At 60.5% G+C, this 19439-nt stretch carries 16 protein-coding genes; 14 read left to right on the forward strand and 2 right to left on the reverse strand.

The window, feature by feature from the left end; genetic code table 11:
- Positions 1 to 186 precede the first annotated feature (186 nt).
- Positions 187 to 1158: a LysR family transcriptional regulator gene (locus tag M0D65_RS09615; protein ID WP_266252449.1), complete on the reverse strand. Its 972-nt coding sequence runs from the start codon at positions 1156 to 1158 to the stop codon at positions 187 to 189.
- A gap of 341 nt (positions 1159 to 1499) precedes the next feature.
- Between M0D65_RS09615 and M0D65_RS09620 the strand changes: the two genes are divergently transcribed.
- The 10 genes from M0D65_RS09620 to M0D65_RS09665 all read left to right on the forward strand — a co-directional run bounded on the left by M0D65_RS09620 (position 1500) and on the right by M0D65_RS09665 (position 13210).
- The gene (locus M0D65_RS09620) at positions 1500 to 2387 is read left to right on the forward strand and encodes an oxaloacetate decarboxylase (protein ID WP_266252450.1); all 888 of its coding nucleotides are present in this window, start codon (positions 1500 to 1502) and stop codon (positions 2385 to 2387) included.
- Positions 2388 to 2465: 78 nt separating this feature from the next.
- Positions 2466 to 3368, forward strand: coding sequence for an amidohydrolase (locus M0D65_RS09625; RefSeq protein WP_266252451.1), 903 nt, complete (start codon positions 2466 to 2468; stop codon positions 3366 to 3368).
- A gap of 324 nt (positions 3369 to 3692) precedes the next feature.
- Positions 3693 to 4238, forward strand: a complete 546-nt coding sequence (locus tag M0D65_RS09630) for a spore coat U domain-containing protein (RefSeq protein ID WP_266252452.1) — start codon at positions 3693 to 3695, stop codon at positions 4236 to 4238.
- 52 nt (positions 4239 to 4290) lie between these two features.
- Positions 4291 to 4854, forward strand: a complete 564-nt coding sequence (locus M0D65_RS09635; RefSeq protein WP_266252453.1) for a spore coat protein U domain-containing protein — start codon at positions 4291 to 4293, stop codon at positions 4852 to 4854.
- 76 nt (positions 4855 to 4930) lie between these two features.
- On the forward strand, positions 4931 to 5422 hold the full coding sequence (locus M0D65_RS09640; RefSeq protein WP_308076654.1) for a spore coat U domain-containing protein: 492 nt from the start codon (positions 4931 to 4933) through the stop codon (positions 5420 to 5422).
- Between the two features lie 99 nt (positions 5423 to 5521).
- Positions 5522 to 6283, forward strand: coding sequence for a molecular chaperone (locus M0D65_RS09645; protein WP_266252522.1), 762 nt, complete (start codon positions 5522 to 5524; stop codon positions 6281 to 6283).
- A gap of 43 nt (positions 6284 to 6326) precedes the next feature.
- Positions 6327 to 8732, forward strand: coding sequence for a fimbria/pilus outer membrane usher protein (locus M0D65_RS09650; protein WP_308076653.1), 2406 nt, complete (start codon positions 6327 to 6329; stop codon positions 8730 to 8732).
- A gap of 11 nt (positions 8733 to 8743) precedes the next feature.
- Positions 8744 to 9736, forward strand: coding sequence for a spore coat U domain-containing protein (locus M0D65_RS09655; RefSeq protein WP_266252455.1), 993 nt, complete (start codon positions 8744 to 8746; stop codon positions 9734 to 9736).
- Between the two features lie 180 nt (positions 9737 to 9916).
- Positions 9917 to 11875 (forward strand): SPFH domain-containing protein, encoded by a 1959-nt coding sequence (locus M0D65_RS09660; RefSeq protein ID WP_266252456.1) that lies wholly within the window; start codon positions 9917 to 9919, stop codon positions 11873 to 11875.
- 48 nt (positions 11876 to 11923) lie between these two features.
- On the forward strand, positions 11924 to 13210 hold the full coding sequence (locus M0D65_RS09665; RefSeq protein WP_266252457.1) for a tetratricopeptide repeat protein: 1287 nt from the start codon (positions 11924 to 11926) through the stop codon (positions 13208 to 13210).
- A gap of 54 nt (positions 13211 to 13264) precedes the next feature.
- Here the strand turns inward: M0D65_RS09665 and M0D65_RS09670 are convergent, their stop codons facing one another.
- Positions 13265 to 14515, reverse strand: coding sequence for an MFS transporter (locus tag M0D65_RS09670; protein WP_266252458.1), 1251 nt, complete (start codon positions 14513 to 14515; stop codon positions 13265 to 13267).
- Positions 14516 to 15095: 580 nt separating this feature from the next.
- Between M0D65_RS09670 and M0D65_RS09675 the strand changes: the two genes are divergently transcribed.
- From M0D65_RS09675 to pabB, 4 genes are all read left to right on the forward strand, one after another.
- On the forward strand, positions 15096 to 15668 hold the full coding sequence (locus M0D65_RS09675; protein WP_266252459.1) for a VOC family protein: 573 nt from the start codon (positions 15096 to 15098) through the stop codon (positions 15666 to 15668).
- Positions 15669 to 15769: 101 nt separating this feature from the next.
- Positions 15770 to 17065 carry a PLP-dependent aminotransferase family protein gene (locus M0D65_RS09680; RefSeq protein ID WP_266252460.1) on the forward strand — a complete coding sequence of 432 codons (1296 nt, stop codon included), beginning with the start codon at positions 15770 to 15772 and terminating at the stop codon, positions 17063 to 17065.
- An 86-nt stretch (positions 17066 to 17151) separates the two neighbouring features.
- A complete protein-coding gene (locus M0D65_RS09685) occupies positions 17152 to 17748 on the forward strand; it encodes an aminodeoxychorismate/anthranilate synthase component II (protein ID WP_266252461.1) in 597 nt (198 codons plus the stop codon).
- A gap of 43 nt (positions 17749 to 17791) precedes the next feature.
- The gene (gene pabB, locus M0D65_RS09690; protein ID WP_266252462.1) at positions 17792 to 19357 is read left to right on the forward strand and encodes an aminodeoxychorismate synthase component I; all 1566 of its coding nucleotides are present in this window, start codon (positions 17792 to 17794) and stop codon (positions 19355 to 19357) included.
- The last annotated feature ends 82 nt before the right edge of the window (positions 19358 to 19439 follow it).

Consider the following 19439-nt stretch of genomic DNA (forward strand, 5'->3'; position numbering starts at 1 on the left):
TGTCCAACCTCTCATGACATCGTTCCGCGCGGCCATGAGGCCAAGTGCTTCCAGACCGACGAGGCCAGGCGCAAGGAGAACGGAGTATCGAGGCCTGAACGGTTGACGCAACATAAGCGTTATCCAATCTGCGAATACCTGAGATCGGCTCGCGTTCGGAAATCAGGCAGGCGTATGGCGTCGACGTCAGCCCAGCACGATCGACGGCAACAGCCACGGCACATTCGCTTCGATGATCGGCAGGAAACTGGTTTTGAGCAACTGCATGCTGTCTTCAGCCAGTTGCTGCGGCAAGAGCCCCAGGTCGTCGACGCGCGCGACCATCGTCAGTTCCCGGAAGAATTCCTCGCCCGGAATCGGGAACAGGCGAAACGCCTGCGAAAATTTCTTGTCCTCGGTCAACCCCGATTGCAGCAGACACAGCGGCGTCGTGATGGTCCAGCCGGCATTCGCCATGATCAGCGACATGATCGCAAACGTGTTGTCGAGTTGCAGACGCAATGGCGGCTGAATGCCCCATTTCTCCAGTTGCGTTTCGATACTGCGGCCGATCACGGTCGTGTTGCTGTAGCGAATGAAATCGCCGCCCACGAGCAGGTTGCGCAGCGAATGGACCGATCCCTTGAAGTTGCTCGGCAGCACCAGGACGAACGGCTCGCGCAGAATGCGCTGGCGGTACAGCAATGGGCTTTTCTCGACCGGATCGTCGGACACGATGATATCGACGCGTCGCGACAGCAACGCGTCGGCGTGCTGGTGCGACTGCCCGGTCACCATCGACCAGTTCGTCGTGCGCGCCCGGATCGCCGCGAGTAGCCCGGCACCGATACTGGTTGCCAGCGAATCGACAAGCGCAATACGAATGTGCTTGATCGGTTCGCCGCGCGGCTTGCAGAACTCCTGGCTCAGATCTCTCGCTTCGCCGAGCAACGTGCGTGCACGGTTATAAAACTGGCGTCCGCCTGGCGTGAGCATCGGCGGGCGCTGCGAGCGGTCGAGCAGTTGCAGGTTGAGTGCCTGCTCGAGGTTCGACAGCGTTTGGGAAACGGACGACTGCGTGATACCGAGTCGCTGCCCGGCCGCGGTCATGCCGCCGGATTCGACGACCACCACGAAGACCTCGAGCGCCTTCAGATCGAAATGGATGCCGCTTTGCATGGGTTGATCGGGTTGCAGTGGGTAAAGACAGCGTTTTTAGGCGCGATCAGTGTAGACGAAACATCTCGCTCGTTCGCCCCGGGCGTTTCCCGATGGGCAAACTTCCATAACTTCCCCATATGAATAAGTATCTTAACCATAGTAGATGTTTATCCTGTTCGTTCATAATATCGGCACACAGCGCTCGGTCTGATCCATGCGCAACCCGATACCAGGCCGACACCAACCCGCACTGGAGACGATTCACGAGCCTTCGCGTACGCTGACGTACCGCCAGGCTGTATCCGCGCTTCCTGCCGGAGCGGCTTCCCCTTTCCCGTGTCAACCGATGAGTCACTGATATGTCCGATACCACCGCTGTCCGTCGCGCGGCGTTTCGCCGCAAGGTTGCTGCCCGCGAGGCACTGCTCGTCGCGGGTGCGTTCAACGCGCTGAGTGCGCGGATCATCGCCGATCTCGGTTTCGAGGCCATTTATCTGACCGGCGCCGGCGTGACCAACATGTCGCTCGGTCTGCCCGACCTGGGCTTTGTGGGCTTGCGCGAGATCGCCGAGCACACTGCGTGGGTGCGCGATGCGGTGTCGCTGCCGATCATCGTCGATGCCGATACGGGGTTCGGCAACGCATTGAACGTACGACATACGGTGCGTACGCTCGAACGATCCGGTGCCGATGCGATCCAGTTCGAAGACCAGGTGATGCCGAAGAAATGCGGACATTTCTCAGGGAAAGAGGTGGTCTCGACGGGAGAAATGCTCGGCAAGATTCGCGCGGCGGTCGATGCACGCACCGATGAGAATCTGCAGATCGTCGCGCGTACCGATGCAGCCGCGGTGCACGGCATCGAGGCCGCGATCGAACGCGCGCATCGTTTCGTCGAGGCCGGCGCCGACATTCTCTTTATCGAAGCGACGGAAACGCTGGCCGACATCGAACGTTTGCCGGGGTTATTCGATACGCCGCAACTGATCAACATCGTGATTGGCGGAAAGACTCCGACGCTGTCTCGCGATGTGTTGCAGCAGCTGGGTTATGGCGTGGTGCTGTATGCAAACGCCGCATTGCAGGGCGCGGTGAAAGGCATGCAGAACGCGCTGACGACGCTGCGCGACAACGGACAACTGAACGAAGATCCCGCACTGGTTGCGCCGTTTGGCGAACGTCAACGGCTGGTCGACAAGCCTGCGTTCGACCGGCTCGACGCGCTTTATGCGGACAAGGGCGAGTAACGGGGCACCAGGAAGACGCGAATCATGCGTGCCGGCGGTGTGGTGAACTACGCCGCCTCATAAAAAACGGAGACAACGATGGTTTCAAGGCGGTCGTTCAACGGCGCGCTGGCCGGTCTGGCTGCGTCGCAAATACTGGCGGGATGTGCATCGACGACGGGCGGCGAGGCGCGCCGCATCACGGGTATCGATACGCACGCTCATGTGTTCCTGAAGAATCTGCCACTGGTTGCGGGCCACCGTTATTCGATCAGCTACGATGCGCCGCTCGAGCGCTACCTCGCATTGCTCGATGCACACCGGATGTCGAACGGCGTGCTCATTCAACCCAGCTTTCTCGGCACTGATAACACCTATCTGCTGGCCGCGCTCAAGCAGTATCCGCAGCGCCTGCGCGGCATCGTCGTGCTCGATCCCGCCACCGATGTCGAGCGGATCGCCGAATGGTCGCGAGCGGGCGCGCGCGGGATTCGTCTGAACCTGATCGATCACCCCGATCCGGATTTCTCGACGCAGGCATGGCGCACGTTGTTTCCGCGGTTGCGCGAAGAGGGCTGGCAGATCGAGCTGCATGCGGAGGCACGGCGGCTACCGGCGTTATTGCCGTCGTTGCTCGCTGAAGGTATCGACATATCGATTGACCATTTCGGGCGTCCCGATCCAAAGCTCGGTGCCGCCGACCCCGGCTTCCGCTATCTGCTCACGACGGCGGGTAGCGGGCGCGTGTGGGTCAAGATTTCTGGCGCGTATCGCAACGACACGCCCGGGCGCTGGCAGGCAACCGGATTGCAACTGATACAACCGCTGCGCGAAGCCTTCGGGCCGCGTCGGTTGCTGTGGGGCAGCGACTGGCCACACGTCGGTTATGAGTCGTCGATTAATTACGACGTAGCGTATGCGTACATGGAACAGTTGCTACCCGATGCCGAAGAGCGGCGACAAGTGTTGGTCGACACACCCGCTGCGTTGTTCCGCTTCTAGCTGATCCCCGGTTCCAGCCGGGCCGCTCGTGATACTCACGAGCGGCCCGGTAAGCGTGCTACCGCTTGCCTTTATCTCATCCCTCTCATCCAAAGTTTGCCCAGCTTCCAGAGCATGGGCGACTCCCCGCATCGCGACGATTCAAAAATAAATCCGCGTAAGTGACATTTCTTCACATCGCCTGCAATTCGTTTACTTATACCTCAATAAGGTTTCCAAAAAATCGCACGGACATGTGCCCGAACTGCCGATGGTTGCGGGCTCATCGAACACCGTGTGGCGCTGCTATCCGACGATCGATCAACTTAAACAACAGGAAATGGCATGCGCAAACGAGTGATGCAGATGATTGGGGGAGTGGCGATCGCGTGGCCTTTCACTGCCATGCCGTCGGGCCAGATGGCGGGTGCGATGCAGGTGAGTCTTCAGGTCGACCGTGGTTGCGCAATCGCAGGCGTGGTCGGCAGCGCGAATTTCGGCCGGCTCGACTTTGGTGCACAAGGGCCACTCTGGTCCGACTATCTGACGGCTGATAGCAGGGCGACATCTAACGATACCGTGCAGATCATCTGTAGTCCGGAAGTCAGTGGTTTCAGGGTATCGGTCGACAGCGGTCGCAATGGCAACCAGTCGACCCGCTATCTCGTCAGGCGCGACGCGCTCGGCCACGCGGTCGGTCAGATTCCCTACAACGTCTACCGCGATGCGGCGCGCAGCGAGCCGTACGTACCGCTTCTGCCGCAGGCATTCGTCATCGACAGGCGTGGTCGCGGCGTGACGTTGCCGCTGTACGGCGTCGTCAACAGCCGCGACGAGGCGATACCCGCGGGGGACTATCAGGATTTACTCGGCATCACGCTCGACTGGTGAGGCAGGTAAGTACGGCAGGTCGTTTCTTTTAATACTCAAGAAGGAAGTAGCCATGAAAACTCACAGGAAAGTGTGGGCGGCTTTCGCCTGCGCGTCGCTCTGCGCAGGTGTGCACGCGCAGATCAATCCCAATCCCCTCACGGGCAGAATCAATTCGACGCTGGTGCTGGAGAGAGGATGCGCGATCGACTCGGGCCGCGGTTCGGTCGGTGAGGCCAACTGGGGCACGCTCGATTTCGGTACGCAGCCGAGTGGTTTCACCGGCTCGCTGAATGCCGCGACGGGTAGAGGGCCGAATTCCACTCAGGTGACCTGCTCGCCGGATATTACGTCCGTGAACGTAACGGTCGATGCGGGGCAGAACGGCGGCGCGGGAACGGGCATCGGCAACGGGTCGCGCGCACTCACGAACGGCACGAGCTTTGTCCCCTATGAGGTGTATGCGGACAACCTGAATTCACTGCCGTACCCGGTAGGCGGGGTACAGGCCGTCAGGGTTCCGACACCGGGCAACGCATTCCCGATACCCGTGTTCGGTGTGGCGAGCAAAACGAGTTCCTCGGCTCTTGCCGCGGGCACCTATATCGACGTGCTGGGCGTCACGCTCGGCTGGTAAGCACAAGCCGCTTTTAACCGGTTCCGTCCTGCGGCTGGCTTGCGAGCCGCAGGACGAGCCTTTGCTCGTGATCCTCATGAAAATCATTCGACGTGCGGCTTTTCTGCTGGGCATCGCTGTGCTGCCTGCCTCGGGTCACGCACAGACAACCCATAACTTGACGGTGAGCGCCGAGATCGTCCCGGGTTGCAGGGTGGCGGGTGGCGGTCCGCGTAATAACTTCGAGCTCGGCACGCTCAACTTCGGCGTCCATCCCGCAGTCTCAAGGGAGCTGGCAACAAGCACATTCGACTCTCGTGGAATCGCGTTCGTTTGTACGGGGCGCGCGACATTCACGATGCGGATCGACGGCGGAGCCAATCCGGATGCGCGCAACACGCAACGCAATCTGGCGAACGGCAGCGCACGAATCGCGTACCAGATTTTTGCCGACGCCGCTCGCACGCAGGCGATCGGGATAGGGCAGCCAGTAGAGTTCAAGCAGGTATTCGGTGCGGTGACGCTGCCTGGTGGCGCCGTGCCTGCAGGTACCTATACGGACACCCTGCAAATCACTTTGAGTTACTAAAACGATCGGGAATCCAGCATGATTTCACCTATAACGATAAGCGTTTCGTTGTGCCGCACGCGTGCGAGGCGCAGCGCGTGGCTAGCGCTCGCAACCGCAATCGCATCTTTCACCAGCCTGCACGTGTGTGCGGCGACGTCCGTCATGATCTGGCCGATCGATCCCGTTATCGAAAGCGATCAACGCGCAGCCGCGCTATGGCTGGAAAACCGCGACAACAAACCGGTCACGCTGCAGGTACGGGTGCTCGGCTGGCGCGAAGCAGACTTCAAGGATGTCTATGACGAGGACCAGGATCGCGTTGCCGGCAGTCCGCCGATGGCAACGGTACCGCCGGGCAAGCGTCAACTGATTCGTTTGACCCGTGTTGCCGACGTCGCACCCGGTACCGAGGAAGCCTATCGCGTGCTCATCGACGAAATTCCTCAGCCGGATGAGGACGTGTCCTCGCCATCCAACGTGGTGTCGCTTGGCGTGAAGTTCCAGATGCACTACTCGATACCGCTCTTCGTCTACGGCGACGGCTTATGGCGCAAGGAAGATTCCAGCAAGCGCCGCGATCCTGCCACGGCGGGGCGGCCGATACTGCACTGGCATGCTGCGAGTGAAGGCGGCAAGCGCTGGCTGGTGCTGTCGAACCACGGCCCGGTGCACGCGCGAATAACGCAGGTGGCTTTCGATGCAAACGGCTCACGTGCCGAATTCGCGGATGGCTTGCTTGGCTATGTGCTGCCCGGTGCGCAGATGCGTTGGGCGCTACCCGATACCGTCAAGCTTGAGACGAAGCCAAAGTTGATTGCGACGGTCAACGGCAAGACTGACGTCGAAATCGAGTCGGCTCCCGCCAGTACAAACCAATAAGCCTCACTACACAACCGACGACATGGCGACGGGAGCTATCCAGATGCGATACGACGACCAGCAAGCCCGATGGAAGCTACCCCGGTGTGCGGCGATATGGTCGATGAAAATGCTGTTTGCCGCAGCGGGTAGCGCACATGCGGCCGAATCGACGATGCCTGCAGGTCGCCACGAAGAAGCGCCTCTGTCTGCGAACAACCCGATAAAGAGCGGCACACTCTACCTGGAGCTCGTCGTCAATGAATTGCCGACCGGGCACGTGATACCGGTGCGTTATCGGGAGGGTGTTTACGAGGCGTACTCGCGCGATCTCGCGGCGGTGTCGGTTCGCACGGGTTCAGCGCCGGACGAACTGGTCGATCTGAGTCGCCTGGGCAGTGTCCAGATGGAGTACGACAGCATCGGGCAGCGTTTGAAGCTGACCGTACCGCCAGACTGGTTGCCGCAACAGTCGGTCGGCCAGGGCAGGCTGTACGATCGAACGCCCGCCGCGGTCAGCTTTGGCATGCTGTTCAACTACGACGTCTATGCCGCAGCGCCGACACTCGGCCCGAGCTCCGCCTCTGCATGGGTCGAGCAGCGGCTGTTCGACCGCTGGGGAACGGTCGTCAACAACGGTGTCTACCGACGCGATGCCGGCGCTGCTGGCGGTTCGACGAGCCATCGATATCTGCGCTACGACACCTTCTGGCGCTACTCGGATCAGGACCGCATGCTCTCTTATACGGCGGGCGACCTGATTACCGGCGCGCTGTCGTGGAGCAGCGCGGTCCGGCTAGGTGGTGTGTCGGTGGAACGCGACTTCACAGTGCGCCCCGATATCGTCACGTATCCGCTGCCGCAGTTCTCCGGACAAGCGGCTGTACCGACTGCCGTTGACCTGTTCATCAACGGTAGCAAGACGACCTCGGGCCAGGTCAATCCCGGGCCATTCACGCTGAACGACGTACCGTTCATCAACGGCGCCGGCGAAGCGAGTGTCGTCACGACCGATGCGCTCGGCCGCCAGGTCGCCACGACGGTGCAGTTTTACGTGGCCAATACGCTGTTGCAGAAGGGGCTGTCGGACTACTCGCTGGCCGTCGGCGCGGTACGTCGCGGTTACGGCATGCAGGCGTTCTCGTACGGCAAATTCGCCGCGTCGGGGACGGCACGCTACGGTCTGACCGACTATCTGACCGTGGATGGACATGCGGAAGGCGGCGAGCGATTTGCGCTTGGCGGGCTCGGCTTCGATCTCGGTGTCGGCTTGTTTGGCGTATTCAACGTCGCTGCGTCGCAAAGCCGCCTTGGCGGTTCGTCGGGCCAGCAGTACGCGCTCGGCTACAGCTACTCGTCGCAGCACTTCAGCGTAGCGCTGCAACGCGTCCTGCGCACAGCGGGCTACGGCGATCTGTCGGTCTACGATCTACCGTCGAACGTGACATACGGGCTCGTGCGCCAGAGCACCCAGGCGACCGGCGCACTGAATCTCGGTGCAATTGGCGGCACGCTCGGCGCCGGCTACTTCGATGTGCGTGGTGCCCATGGCTCGCGTACCCGGATCGTGAATCTGTCGCACTCGCGACCGATTCTCGGTTGGGCGACGTTGTACGCGTCGGTGAACCGGACGATCGGCAATCAGGGGATCGCCGCGCAGGCGCAATTGATCTTGCCACTTGGCAATAGAGGTACGGTTACCGCTGGCCTAGCACGCGATGAGAACCGCAGATGGAGCGAGCGTGTGCAATACAGCCGCAACGTACCGAGTGACGGCGGCTTCGGCTGGAATCTCGCCTACGCGGGAGGCGGTTCCCACTATCAGCAGGCAGACGCGACGTGGCGCAATCGCTACTTTCAGGCGCAAGGCGGCGTGTACGGTAGCCGTGCAGGCCAGTCGTATACGCGCTGGGCCGAGGTACAGGGTTCGGTTGTCATGATGGACGGCAGGGTGTTCCCGGCGAACCGGGTCGACGACGCATTCGTGCTCGTCAGTACGCAGGGCCAGAGAGACATCCCCGTGCGTTACGAGAATCAGCTCGTCGGCACGACCGATCGCTCGGGGCATCTGCTGGTGCCGTGGGCGCCGTCTTTCTACGCGGCGAAGTATGAGATCGATCCACTCGGCTTGCCGGGCAATATGCAGGTGCCTGTCGTCGAACGACGTGTCGCGGTGCGTAACCGTAGCGGCGCGCTTGTCACGTTTCCGGTTGAGAAGATCGTTTCCGCGCGAATCATGCTGGTTGACGGTACGGGCAAGCCATTGAAGGTGGGGGCACGTGTCGTGCATGAAGAGAGCAACCAGACCTCGGTAGTCGGGTGGAATGGCGAGACTTATTTTGCCAACCTGTCGGCGTTGAATCATCTGCGCATCACGACGGCGGATGGTCGCGAATGCCGCGCGGCGTTTCCGCTCGATAGGGATGCTGCTGAGATGAGCCGCGTGGGTCCGCTGGTTTGCAGCGAATGAGGGAGGGGGAGATGAATACGTTTAGTCGACGCTTGAAGTGCTGCGTCATTGCTGGAACTGCAGGCCTGTTTTTCTGCTTTGGGTCGCTTGATGCGCAGGCTCAGTGTTCTGTTAGTAGAACCCCCATCAGTGCTTCGTTCGGACAGGTGGCGTCCTTTGCAGTAAGAACTGTGCTGCAGTCCAGCTCGACGACGAATAGCGGTTTAAGCTGTCGCGGTGCGATTGTCGATCAGACCACCGAAACTGCGATCAATATGACCTCGTCATCTGAGAATAGTGGAAGTCTCAAGAACTCGGCGGGTGACACCATACCGTACCAAATTTATGCCGATGCGGATGCAGCAATTCCGATCAATCGCGGGAGAGTCAACTGGGCATCCGGACGATTGCGTAGCGCCCTCAATAATATTTTCGGCGGGTCATCTCGGTCACTTCCGTTATTTTTTCGAACCGTGCCGGGAGCAAATGTCACAGCTGGCACCTACACCGACACAATCATCCTCAATTGGGACTGGAATTATTGCAGATCGCATTCGGTATTGAGTTTGATAGGTCGTGTGCCTTGTTCGTCTCCAGAGGAAGGATCCGGAACATCTACCATCGCGTTGACACTAGTCGTAACCAACGACTGCGCGATCGCCGCGCGAGACATAAGCTTCGGAGCCGCACAGGACCCTGCCAGTTTTTCTCCGGTGACAGGTGGCATCGGTGTGACGTGCACGAAGGGCCTTACCTATACCGTGGGTATAGGCAGTGGCAGTTTCCCCGCTGCAAATGGCCGACGACAGATGGCGAGTAGTGGCGGCGGTCGCCTGCAATATGACATCTTCAGCGGCGGTGGCGCCACGGTCTGGGGGCGAGACACAAATCGTGTCAACAGCGTGAGCGCGGCAGATGGCTTATCAGCACAGCAGTTTCCATTTCGTGCGGCCATCTACGCGGATCAAGACACTCCTCCGGTCGGGACTTACACAGACTCGGTTGTAATTGATGTGCGTTACTAACGGACGTCACGATTCCGACACTAACCGCCATCCGCTTGCAACGACTACACCATGCCGTCGTTTTCGCAAGACTAAAACACATTGTAGAAGCACCCTTCCAGATTCAATCGCCGACCTACGCTGCGAAAATTCAAAGGAGTAAAATGCGCATGCGATAACTAGAACTTAAAGGCGATAAAAATGATCGAGTTTCCGCATGCAGTATGGCTCTGGAGCGCACTTGTCGTCGTTCTGGTGCTGGTAGTCCTGGGGATGATTTTTCGGGCGGCGGGCATTGTCCGCTACGTGCCCAACGACAGCATCGCTGTCATCGAAAAACTATGGAGTTCAAGCGGTTCGGTAAAGATCGGTCTGCTGGCGCTGCATGGGGAAGCAGGCTTTCAGCCCGATCTGCGACGCGGCGGGTTCCATTTCTTTGCACCGTTTCAGTATCGCGTGCATATCCGTCCGATGGTATCGGTTACGCAGGGCAAGATCGGTTATGTCTTCGCGCGCGACGGTGTCGATTTGCCCGCGAGCCAGACGCTTGCGAGCAATGGAACCGTCGACGACTTCCGCGATGTCCGCGGGTTCCTCGAACACGGTGGCCAGAAAGGTCCGCAACGTAAAGTGCTGCGCGAAGGTACGCACATTCTCAATCCCGCGCTGTTCGTCGTGATGACCGAAGAAGCGACGTATTCGCTGTCGCTCGATGCGCAGGAGAAGGGCTATTACGGCAAGATGCGCGATCTGCTCGATGAGCGCGCTGCATTCAAGCCGGTGGTCATCAAGGAAATGGCCGGCGCGCACGACTCCGACCAGCTTGCCATCGTTACGGTGCAGGACGGCCCCGGTCTGCAGAAAGACGAACTGCTCGCACCCGATGTCGGCGACGTGCACAACGCGTTTCAGGAGCCCGAGAAATTTCTCGCGGCCGGTGGCCGGCGTGGGCGTCAGGAGCGCAGCCTGGTCGAGGGCACGTATTACATCAACCGTCTCTTTGCGACTGTCGAGTTCATCAAGAAGACGGTGATCCCGGTCGGCTTTGTGGGTGTGGTCGTCTCGTACACAGGGCGCCGCGGCGAAGACCTGTCGGGCACCGAATACAGCCACGGCGAACTCGTCGAAAGCGGCTGCCGCGGTGTGTGGCGCGATCCGCTGATGCCGGGCAAGTATGCGTTCAATACCTACGCCGGCAAGATCGAACTGGTCCCGACCACGAACTTCGTGTTGATGTGGAAAGCGGGCGAAAGCGGATCGAGCTTCGATTCGAATCTGCGCGAGATCACGCTGATCACGAAGGATGCGTTCGAGCCGCAATTGCCGCTGTCGGTTGTGGTCCATATCGACTACCGCAAGGCGCCGATGGTCGTACAACGCTTCGGCAACGTCGAGCAACTCGTCGAGCAGACGCTCGACCCGATGGTGTCGTCGTATTTCAAGAACGTGTCGCAAACGCGGACCTTCATCGAGCTGATCCAGTCGCGCAGCGAGTTGCAAGGCAACGCATCGCACGATATGCGCGAGCGCTTCCAGGCCTATTCGCTGGAGTTCGAAGAAGTGCTGATCGGCACGCCGAAGCCGCAGGTGGGCGACACGCAGATCGAAAACATCATGGCGCAGTTGCGCGATCGGCAGATTGCGCGCGAACAGGTCGAGACGTTTGCGCAAAAGCAGATCGCCGCCGACAAGCAACGCGAGCTCAACGAAGCCGAGCAGCGTGCGGCCAAACAGAAGGAACTGACTGGATCGCTGGTCGATATTTCGATCAAGGAGAACCAGGGCGCGGCTAGCGTTAAAGCGGCTGAAAAGCGTCGCCAGGAAATCGAGGCGCTTGCGCAAGCCGAAAAATTCCGTCAGGAGATGGAAGGTTCAGGGCGTGCTTCCGCGGTGAAGGCGGTCGGCGAGGCCGAGGCGGCAGCGATCAAGGCGAAGTCCGAAGCACTCGAAGGCGAGGGCGCGGACAAGCAGCTGATGCAGACCGTGATGCTGCGGCTTGCCGAAGCGCTTGAAACATCAAAGGTGCCGCTCGTACCGCAAATTCAACTGGGCGGCGGCAACGACGGCAACGCACTGACTACGTTGATGTCCTTGATGAGTTCGTTGAAGGCCGGTGAACTGACGAAGTCGTTGACTCACAGCGGACCGGACAACGCGTGACAGAGCCACGCCTGCTCACAGGCGTGGCGATCGATTGCGAAATATCGAATGAAACCCAGGACACTCGCAGCCACAGGCAATGCCGACAACGCACTGGTGCAGGCGGCGCTCGCCGCTTACCACCAGGGCGACGTGAAGCAGGCGGAAGCGCTCTGCCGACGCGCGCTCGAACACGACGAGCGCAACGGCATTGCCCACAACAATCTGGCCAACCTGTTGCGGCAATCGGGCCGCCGCAGTGAAGCGAAGCTGCATTACGAACGCGCGCTCGCACAGATGCCCGCTTCGGCGGAAATTCGCAGCAATCTGGCCGGTGTGCTCGAAGATCTGCGCGAGTACGATACGGCCGAAACCGAGTATCGCCGGGCGCTTGCACTTCGCCCCGATTTCGCTGAAGCGCGCTTCGATCTCGGGCTGCTGTTGCTGTCCTCCGGACGCTACGCCGAAGGCTGGACGTGTTACGAGGCACGCGCGCAGGTCTTCGCCGAGCATGGCACCTTGCCGTTTCCGCAATGGAGCGGCGAGGACCTGACCGGCAAGAGCCTGTTGCTGCTGCCGGAACAGGGTTACGGCGACACGATCCAGTTCGCGCGTTATGCGCCGCTTTTGAAGGCACGCGGTGTCAAGACACTGTCGATGTTGTGCAAGCCGGAAATCGCGCCACTACTGCGGACCATCGCGGGTATCGATGAGTTCGTGACAGACCCTGCGACGCTGCGTATGCACGACTACTGGGATTCGATCATGAGCCTTGCTTGTCGATTCGATACGACACTCGAGACGATTCCCGCGAAGATTCCCTACGTCGGTGTATTCGCGAAGCGGCTCGAAACATGGCGCGAACGTCTGCCTGCCGATGGGGTGCGCGTAGGCCTCGTGTGGAAGGGCAATCCTGACCACGACAACGATGCCGAACGATCGCTGCGTCACTTCTCCGATCTGCTGCCGCTATGGTCGGTCGAGGGAGTCCGCTTTGTCAGCTTGCAGGTCGGCAAGGCGGAGGCAGAGACAGAGACGGACGGCGCCGATGCACAGCAACCAGTTCTCCGTCTTGGCAGAGAGATTCGCGATTTCGGCGACACCGCCGCAATCGTCGCGCAGCTCAATCTCGTGATCTGTGTCGATACCGCGGTCGCGCACGTTGCGGGCGCGTTAGGTGTCGCGTGCTGGTTGATGCTGCCGGGTGTGGGCACGGACTGGCGTTGGCACAGGAGCGGCAATCAGTCGGCCTGGTATCCCAAGGATATGTATCTGTTCCGGCAGGGACCAGGCGGATGGCCTGCGTTGATCGACCAGGTGAGAGCAGCGCTCGCCGATGTGATGAAGCGGGACTAGGCCGTCAACGTGTCGCATCTGCCGCCGGACAGGCAGGTAGAGGCGTCAGGTGCTTCAGGCAGCAACCTCAGCATCAGACTTCGTAATCCGCCACGCACACACCAGTACCACCGCCATCAACGCCGACGCGATAAAGAACGCAAGTCCTGGCGCAGGCAATATCGCACCAGGGCGAATCGACCACGCGAAGCTGAGCCCGAACAGAAGCGGCCCGAAGATCGACGCGAGTCCCTGCATTCCCTGAATGGCGCCTTGAAGCTGCCCTTGCTCGGCTGGCGAGAGGCGACGTGTCGCCAGCCCCTGGAGCGCGGGCATGAACAGGTTCATCAACGCATAGACCGGGATTGCGATCAGATAACCGGTTCCCGTCGTCGCAAGCCCGAAGCACGCGTAACCGATAGCGCCCGTGGCTGCACCGATCAGGATGGCACCGCGTTCGCCGACTCTCGCCACGACAGGCCCGACAAGCACCATCTGCACCGCCGAACTGAGCCCGCCGCTCACCATCATCACGAGGCCGATCGTGACGGGACTCCAGCCGTAACGATAGCCGCTGTAGAGAACGAAGATCGCCGGTCCGACCATCCACGCCAGTGAAAAGGTCAGCGAGAGCAGCGACAGGGCGAGCAGGTTCGCGCGCTCCTTGAGAAACAACAACGCACCGAATGGATTGGCCTTGCGCAGATCGAAGTGCGTTGCTCGCAGTGCGGGTGCGAGCGACTCCGGCAGCACGGTAAAACCATAGATCCAGTTGAGCGCAGTCAAGCCGCCCGCGACATAGAAAGGCAGCCGCAGATCGATGCCGGCGAGCAGACCGCCCAGCACAGGACCACCGAGAAACCCGAGACTCAAGGCCGAACCAATCCAGCCGAATGCGCGTGCCCGTTGCTCCGGCGGCGTCACGTCCGCGACGTAGGCATTCGCAGTCGAAAAGCTGGCAGCGGTCATTCCATTCAGTATGCGGCCGACAATCAGCCAGACCATGGTGGGTGCAAGCGCCATGATGAAAAAGTCTGCGGCGAGGCCGAACAGCGAGATCAGCAGCACGGGCCGTCGGCCGATGCGGTCGGAGAGTGCGCCGAGCGCCGGGCCGCAGATCAGTTGCATGACGCCCCACACCACGCCGATCAACGTGCTCCATTCGGTGGCGGCCGCAGTGTCGCCGCCGGCAAACGCCTTGATCAGGTTCGGCAGGACGGGGAGGACGATGCCGAACGAGACTGCGTTCATCAGCGCGGTGGCGAAGATAAAACCGAATGCTGCGCGGCGCCTTGCGGGCCCCGCGGTTTCTTCGAAGGTTGTCATGCAGGCAGGTCCGGAGAGCGACGAAGCACAGTATCGATGCCTTTATGGCTATCGACAAAATAAAACGATTTCACCCACAGGTGGGGAATTGTTTTATGCGATTTAATGGTTTCTTTCAAACTCAAGTCATTTACTTTCATTCGCATAACAATGCTGATTGAATATGTGTTGAAACAATCTTTATTTTTATCGAGTTGACAAGTTTGATCGCTCGGTGTGCAATTGCCCACCTGCGCGGCGGCTGCTTATTTTAGTGGAATTTTTATTCGACTCGTGGAATAAGACATGTCGCCGGAGTTATGCGTAATCGCGGTTTTCAGCCCGTGTGAGATTTTCAGTTGAGCCTTTATATAAAGGCTCAGCGCGCCGTTGTAAAAAATTTACCGAATCAAATGTAATTAAATCGCAAGGCGGTATTTTATTCGTCGCTCCCGAGTAACGGGAATACGGATTTGCGAATTGTCGTGCGGAAATACGAAGCTGTTTTTTGGCTGTCACATAGAGATGACTGCAAGTGTGATATGGGCTGCGGCCCGTCATTACATATGAGGAAATGCATTATTTTGTGGGGACGCTTCTCATGACTAGAGTCACGTCGGCACCATCGCTGGTTGCCGTCCAGACAGAGACAGGGATGGAGACAGATGCCGACGTCATGAGCCTGCCTCGATCCACCGCTGCTCCTTTCCAGCGTGTCGATCACATTGCGCTTGCGGTTCGCGACCTGGAAGAGGCCATCCACCTGTTCCGCGACGTGCTCGGTTTCGAACTGAAGAAACGCAGGCATATCAAGGGTGCGCGTACCGGCATGGTGGCTGCCGAACTCGAGATGAACGATATCCGTTTCGTGCTGTGCCAGGGCACGGAGCCGGAGTCGCAGGTCTCGCAACTGGTCGAGAACTTCGGCGTGGGGATCGCTCATGTGGCGATGCAGGTCGACGACGTCGACGAGGCGGTTCAAACGCTCGGGCAGCGCGGCCTTGCCTTCGATACCAACGTGATCCGCGGCGGTGGCCTGACGCAGGCGTTCTCGTCGCGTTGTGCCAATACCGGCATGAGTTTCGAGCTGATCCGCCGCGATGGTGAGGAAGGTTTCCTGGAGGACAACGTCCAGGAGTTGTTCGACCAGCTCGAGCAGTCCGGCAAGTATTAGATACCCGCAAAGATACCCGCGAAGATGCCCACGATACCAGGCACACCACGGCCGCGCCCGGCAGCCTCATCTCCTCTCTATTCAGGTCGCATCGAAACGCCATGTCCGCCACTGCACAACCCGACGTGATGAATTTCCTCAACGAGGTGTCGAGCCGGTTTCCGGCCGCGATCTCGCTGGCCGCGGGACGGCCGACTGAGCAGTTCTTCGACCGGCTTCATCCCGGCGCTTTGCTCGACGCGTTGACCCGCTACGAACAGCACGCGCTGCGTAGCGCGGACGCCGCCGCGGTCCGAACCCGTCTGCTGCAGTACGGCCGGACCGCGGGCATGATCGAGGAACAGATCGCCGCGCAACTGCGGATCGACCAGGACGTACCTGCTCAGGCGGATCGTTTGCTCGTCACCGCCGGTTGTCAGGAAGCGCTGGCCCTGTGTCTGCCCGCGCTGTGTCCCGATCCGACCGATGTGCTGCTGGTGTGCAATCCCACCTATATCGGCGCAACCGGCGTAGCGGCGGCCAACCGCATTGCGTTGCACGGGCTGCCGGAGGGCGATGTCGCGCAGGCCGTCGAACAGTCGGTGGCGCAATTGCAGCGCGAAGGCCGGCACGCGCGGGCGCTGTATCTGATTCCCGACTTCGACAATCCGACTGGTCGCGTGCTGGACGAAGCGCAACGGCGCGCCATTCTGGCCGTCTGCGCGCGGCATCGCATCGTGGTTCTCGAAGACAACGCGTATGGCCTCTTTCGTTACGACGGGGCTGCCGTACCGCCGATGGCGGCGCTCGACGAAGCCGGCAGCGTGATCTATCTGTCCACTTTCTCGAAGACCTTGAGCCCCGCGTTCCGGGTCGGCGCAGCGGTGCTGCCCGACACGCTGTTCGGCGATCGCGCCGCGCGTCACGCGCTGTGGGAGAACCTCGTGCAACGCAAGAGCTACGTGACGGTGAATACGAGCCCGCTCACGCAGGCGATCGTCGGCGGTCTGCTGCTTGCCGAAGGGGGCAGCCTGCGCAACTGGATTCAACCGATGGCCGGCTGGTACCGCACCAACCGCGACACGATGCTCGATGCGCTGCAATCGACGTTCGCACCGCTGTCGGACGCGATCGGCTGGAATCGACCGGCAGGCGGCTTTTTTCTGTCGATGGATCTGCCGTTCGAATTCGACGCGCAGGCGGTCACCGACTGTGCGACGCGTTACGGCGTGATCGTAATGCCGATGTCGTTCTTCGCGCTCGATGCGTCGCAGAACCGCCGCATCCGGCTCGCTTTCAGCGCGATGACGCCGCCGCAGATACGTGCGGGTGTAGCAGCGCTTGGCGGCTATGTCGCGCAACGGCTCGAACAGTGTTCGAAGTCCTCCGCGATGCATGCGGTTGCCGAAGCGCGCTAAAGCACCAACGCACTAACGCACCAACGCGCCACCGGTCGCAGCAGCGTTCTCACTTCCACAAACAGGTTTTCACGAATCGTTCAGCCATGTGCAAGACGCTCATCATCGATAACTTCGACTCCTTCACCTACAACATCTTCCAGAACATGGGCGAGGTGTGCGGAGAAGAGCCGACCGTGGTCCTCAATACTGCGGATTTCGACGCCGTCGATCTCGACCGCTACGACTGCATCATTGTCTCGCCTGGGCCGGGTACGCCAGCCTGCGCCGCCGATGTCGGAATCAGCGCGAAGGCGATTCACCAGACCCGGGTTCCGCTGCTCGGCGTGTGTCTGGGTCAGCAATGCATGGCTCATCTGCACGACATGGAAGTCGTGCATGCGCCCGAGCCGATGCACGGCCGGGTCAGTGTGATCCAGCACGACGGGCGCGGTGTGTTTCAGGGATTGCCGGCGGCGCTTTCGGTGGTCCGGTACCACTCGCTGGTGGTCAAAGAGGTCAAGGCGCCGTTCGAGCTGACCGCGTGGGACGACGACGGCGTGATCCACGGCATCAGGCACAGGACACGCCCGTTGCACGGTGTGCAGTTTCATCCGGAGTCGATATGTACCGAAGCGGGCAAGGATCTGTTCCGCAATTTTCGCGACCTTGCGATGGTGCATAGAAATCAGCGTGCAGCGTGATGACAGTCCGTTTCGGCGGCAGGAATTTGGAAAGGATCAGGCGATGAGCGTTTTTCAGGTCCAGTGCCGGGTACTGGAGGGTTGTCCCGATGCACTGGCGACATTCCGGCAGGTGTTTTCCCGTTCGAGCAGCAGGTTCCTGCTTGAAAGCAGCGTGATCATCGAGGGCTTTTCGCGCTTCTCGTTCATGGGCGATGCATACGGTCCTTCAGGTGAAAGCATCACCTACGACCTGCGCACGCAGCAGGCCACCGTCGAGCGCGACGGCAGAAGCGAAACGCTGCGCGTCTCGAGCCTGTTCGATCTGCTGAAGACAAACCTCGAGGCACGCAGGATCGAGGCACCGGCCGGTTTGCCGTTCGGTTTCGATCTCGGTTACGCGGGCGTGTTCGGCTACGAACTGAAGTGCGAAACGACCGGCGAGATGGCGTATCAGTCGAGCGCGAACGACGCCGCGTTCATTTTCGCCACCCGGCTCATCGCGCTCGATCATGTCGAACGCAAGACCTATCTGCTGTACCTGACGCAGGACGACGCGCAGCGCGAACAGGCCGCTGCGTGGTTCGACACGGTCGAGCGCGGCTTGCGGGCGCAGGCAGACACGCTGCGCTCGATCGATGTGCGCGAGATGGCGCCGGCAAGAAAGAAACTGTCGTTGCAGGAAGTCGAGGCATGGATCGCGCGTAACGCGCATCTGCGGCACGACCGGCCCACCTATATCGGGAAGATTCGCGAGGCGTTGACGGAAATCGTCAATGGTGAGAGCTACGAAATCTGCCTGACCAACATGATTTCGTTTCCGTTCGAGCGCTCGCCGTTCGATCTCTACTGTGCAATGCGCGAACTCTCGCCCGCGCCGCATGCAGCGTACTTCAGCATCGGCGATTTCGCGCTGGTCGGTTCGTCGCCGGAGCGCTTCCTGAGTGTCGATCGTCACGGTTGTGCGGAGGCGAAGCCGATCAAGGGCACGCGACCGCGTGGTCGTACACCGGACGAGGATGCTGCGTTGATCGAAGACCTGCGCGCGAGCGAAAAGGATCGCGCAGAAAACCTGATGATCGTCGACCTGTTGCGCAACGATCTCGGCCAGGTCTGCACGATCGGTTCGGTGCACGTACCGAAACTGTTCGACGTCGAAACGTATTCGCACGTGCATCAACTGGTGTCGACGATACGCGGCACGTTGAAACCTGGCGTATCGACGGTCGATTGCATTCGGGCCGCTTTCCCGGGCGGTTCGATGACCGGCGCACCGAAGAAACGCACGATGGAAATCATCGACCGGCTCGAAGAAGGACCGCGTGGCATCTACTCGGGTGCACTCGGCTGGTTCGGACTCTCGGGTGCCTGCGACTTCAACATCGTCATCCGCTCGGTGCTCATCGACAAAGGCCACGCGCAACTCGGCGTGGGCGGTGCGATCACCGCGCTGTCGGACCCGGTCGAGGAATTCGACGAGACGATCGTGAAAGCGCGCGGCGTGGTCGAAGCGATCGAACGGCTGGCGGCGGAGAAGTCTCACGCGCCGGACGCATCCGACAGGCGCGCGCATCGGGCCGACCCTGCCGCGCTGGCGATCCAGTCGCATGTGAGCGTGTCGACGGAATAACGAAGCGTCGGCGCGTCACACGCTGTCCACGAGATGAGTTTTTGCCATCCGGCCTGGTCGACTGCTTCAGTCCCGGGCCTGG

Source organism: Paraburkholderia sp. CHISQ3, assembly GCF_030464945.1.
GTDB lineage: Bacteria > Pseudomonadota > Gammaproteobacteria > Burkholderiales > Burkholderiaceae > Paraburkholderia > Paraburkholderia megapolitana.

Coding starts and splice junctions, on each gene's coding strand:
- M0D65_RS09615 (WP_266252449.1), bottom strand. CDS start 1,158: ATGCAAAGCGGCATCCATTTCGATCTGAAGGCGCTCGAGGTCTTCGTG.
- M0D65_RS09620 (WP_266252450.1), top strand. CDS start 1,500: ATGTCCGATACCACCGCTGTCCGTCGCGCGGCGTTTCGCCGCAAGGTT.
- M0D65_RS09625 (WP_266252451.1), top strand. CDS start 2,466: ATGGTTTCAAGGCGGTCGTTCAACGGCGCGCTGGCCGGTCTGGCTGCG.
- M0D65_RS09630 (WP_266252452.1), top strand. CDS start 3,693: ATGCGCAAACGAGTGATGCAGATGATTGGGGGAGTGGCGATCGCGTGG.
- M0D65_RS09635 (WP_266252453.1), top strand. CDS start 4,291: ATGAAAACTCACAGGAAAGTGTGGGCGGCTTTCGCCTGCGCGTCGCTC.
- M0D65_RS09640 (WP_308076654.1), top strand. CDS start 4,931: ATGAAAATCATTCGACGTGCGGCTTTTCTGCTGGGCATCGCTGTGCTG.
- M0D65_RS09650 (WP_308076653.1), top strand. CDS start 6,327: ATGCGATACGACGACCAGCAAGCCCGATGGAAGCTACCCCGGTGTGCG.
- M0D65_RS09655 (WP_266252455.1), top strand. CDS start 8,744: ATGAATACGTTTAGTCGACGCTTGAAGTGCTGCGTCATTGCTGGAACT.
- M0D65_RS09660 (WP_266252456.1), top strand. CDS start 9,917: ATGATCGAGTTTCCGCATGCAGTATGGCTCTGGAGCGCACTTGTCGTC.
- M0D65_RS09665 (WP_266252457.1), top strand. CDS start 11,924: ATGAAACCCAGGACACTCGCAGCCACAGGCAATGCCGACAACGCACTG.
- M0D65_RS09670 (WP_266252458.1), bottom strand. CDS start 14,515: ATGACAACCTTCGAAGAAACCGCGGGGCCCGCAAGGCGCCGCGCAGCA.
- M0D65_RS09675 (WP_266252459.1), top strand. CDS start 15,096: ATGACTAGAGTCACGTCGGCACCATCGCTGGTTGCCGTCCAGACAGAG.
- M0D65_RS09680 (WP_266252460.1), top strand. CDS start 15,770: ATGTCCGCCACTGCACAACCCGACGTGATGAATTTCCTCAACGAGGTG.
- M0D65_RS09685 (WP_266252461.1), top strand. CDS start 17,152: ATGTGCAAGACGCTCATCATCGATAACTTCGACTCCTTCACCTACAAC.
- pabB (WP_266252462.1), top strand. CDS start 17,792: ATGAGCGTTTTTCAGGTCCAGTGCCGGGTACTGGAGGGTTGTCCCGAT.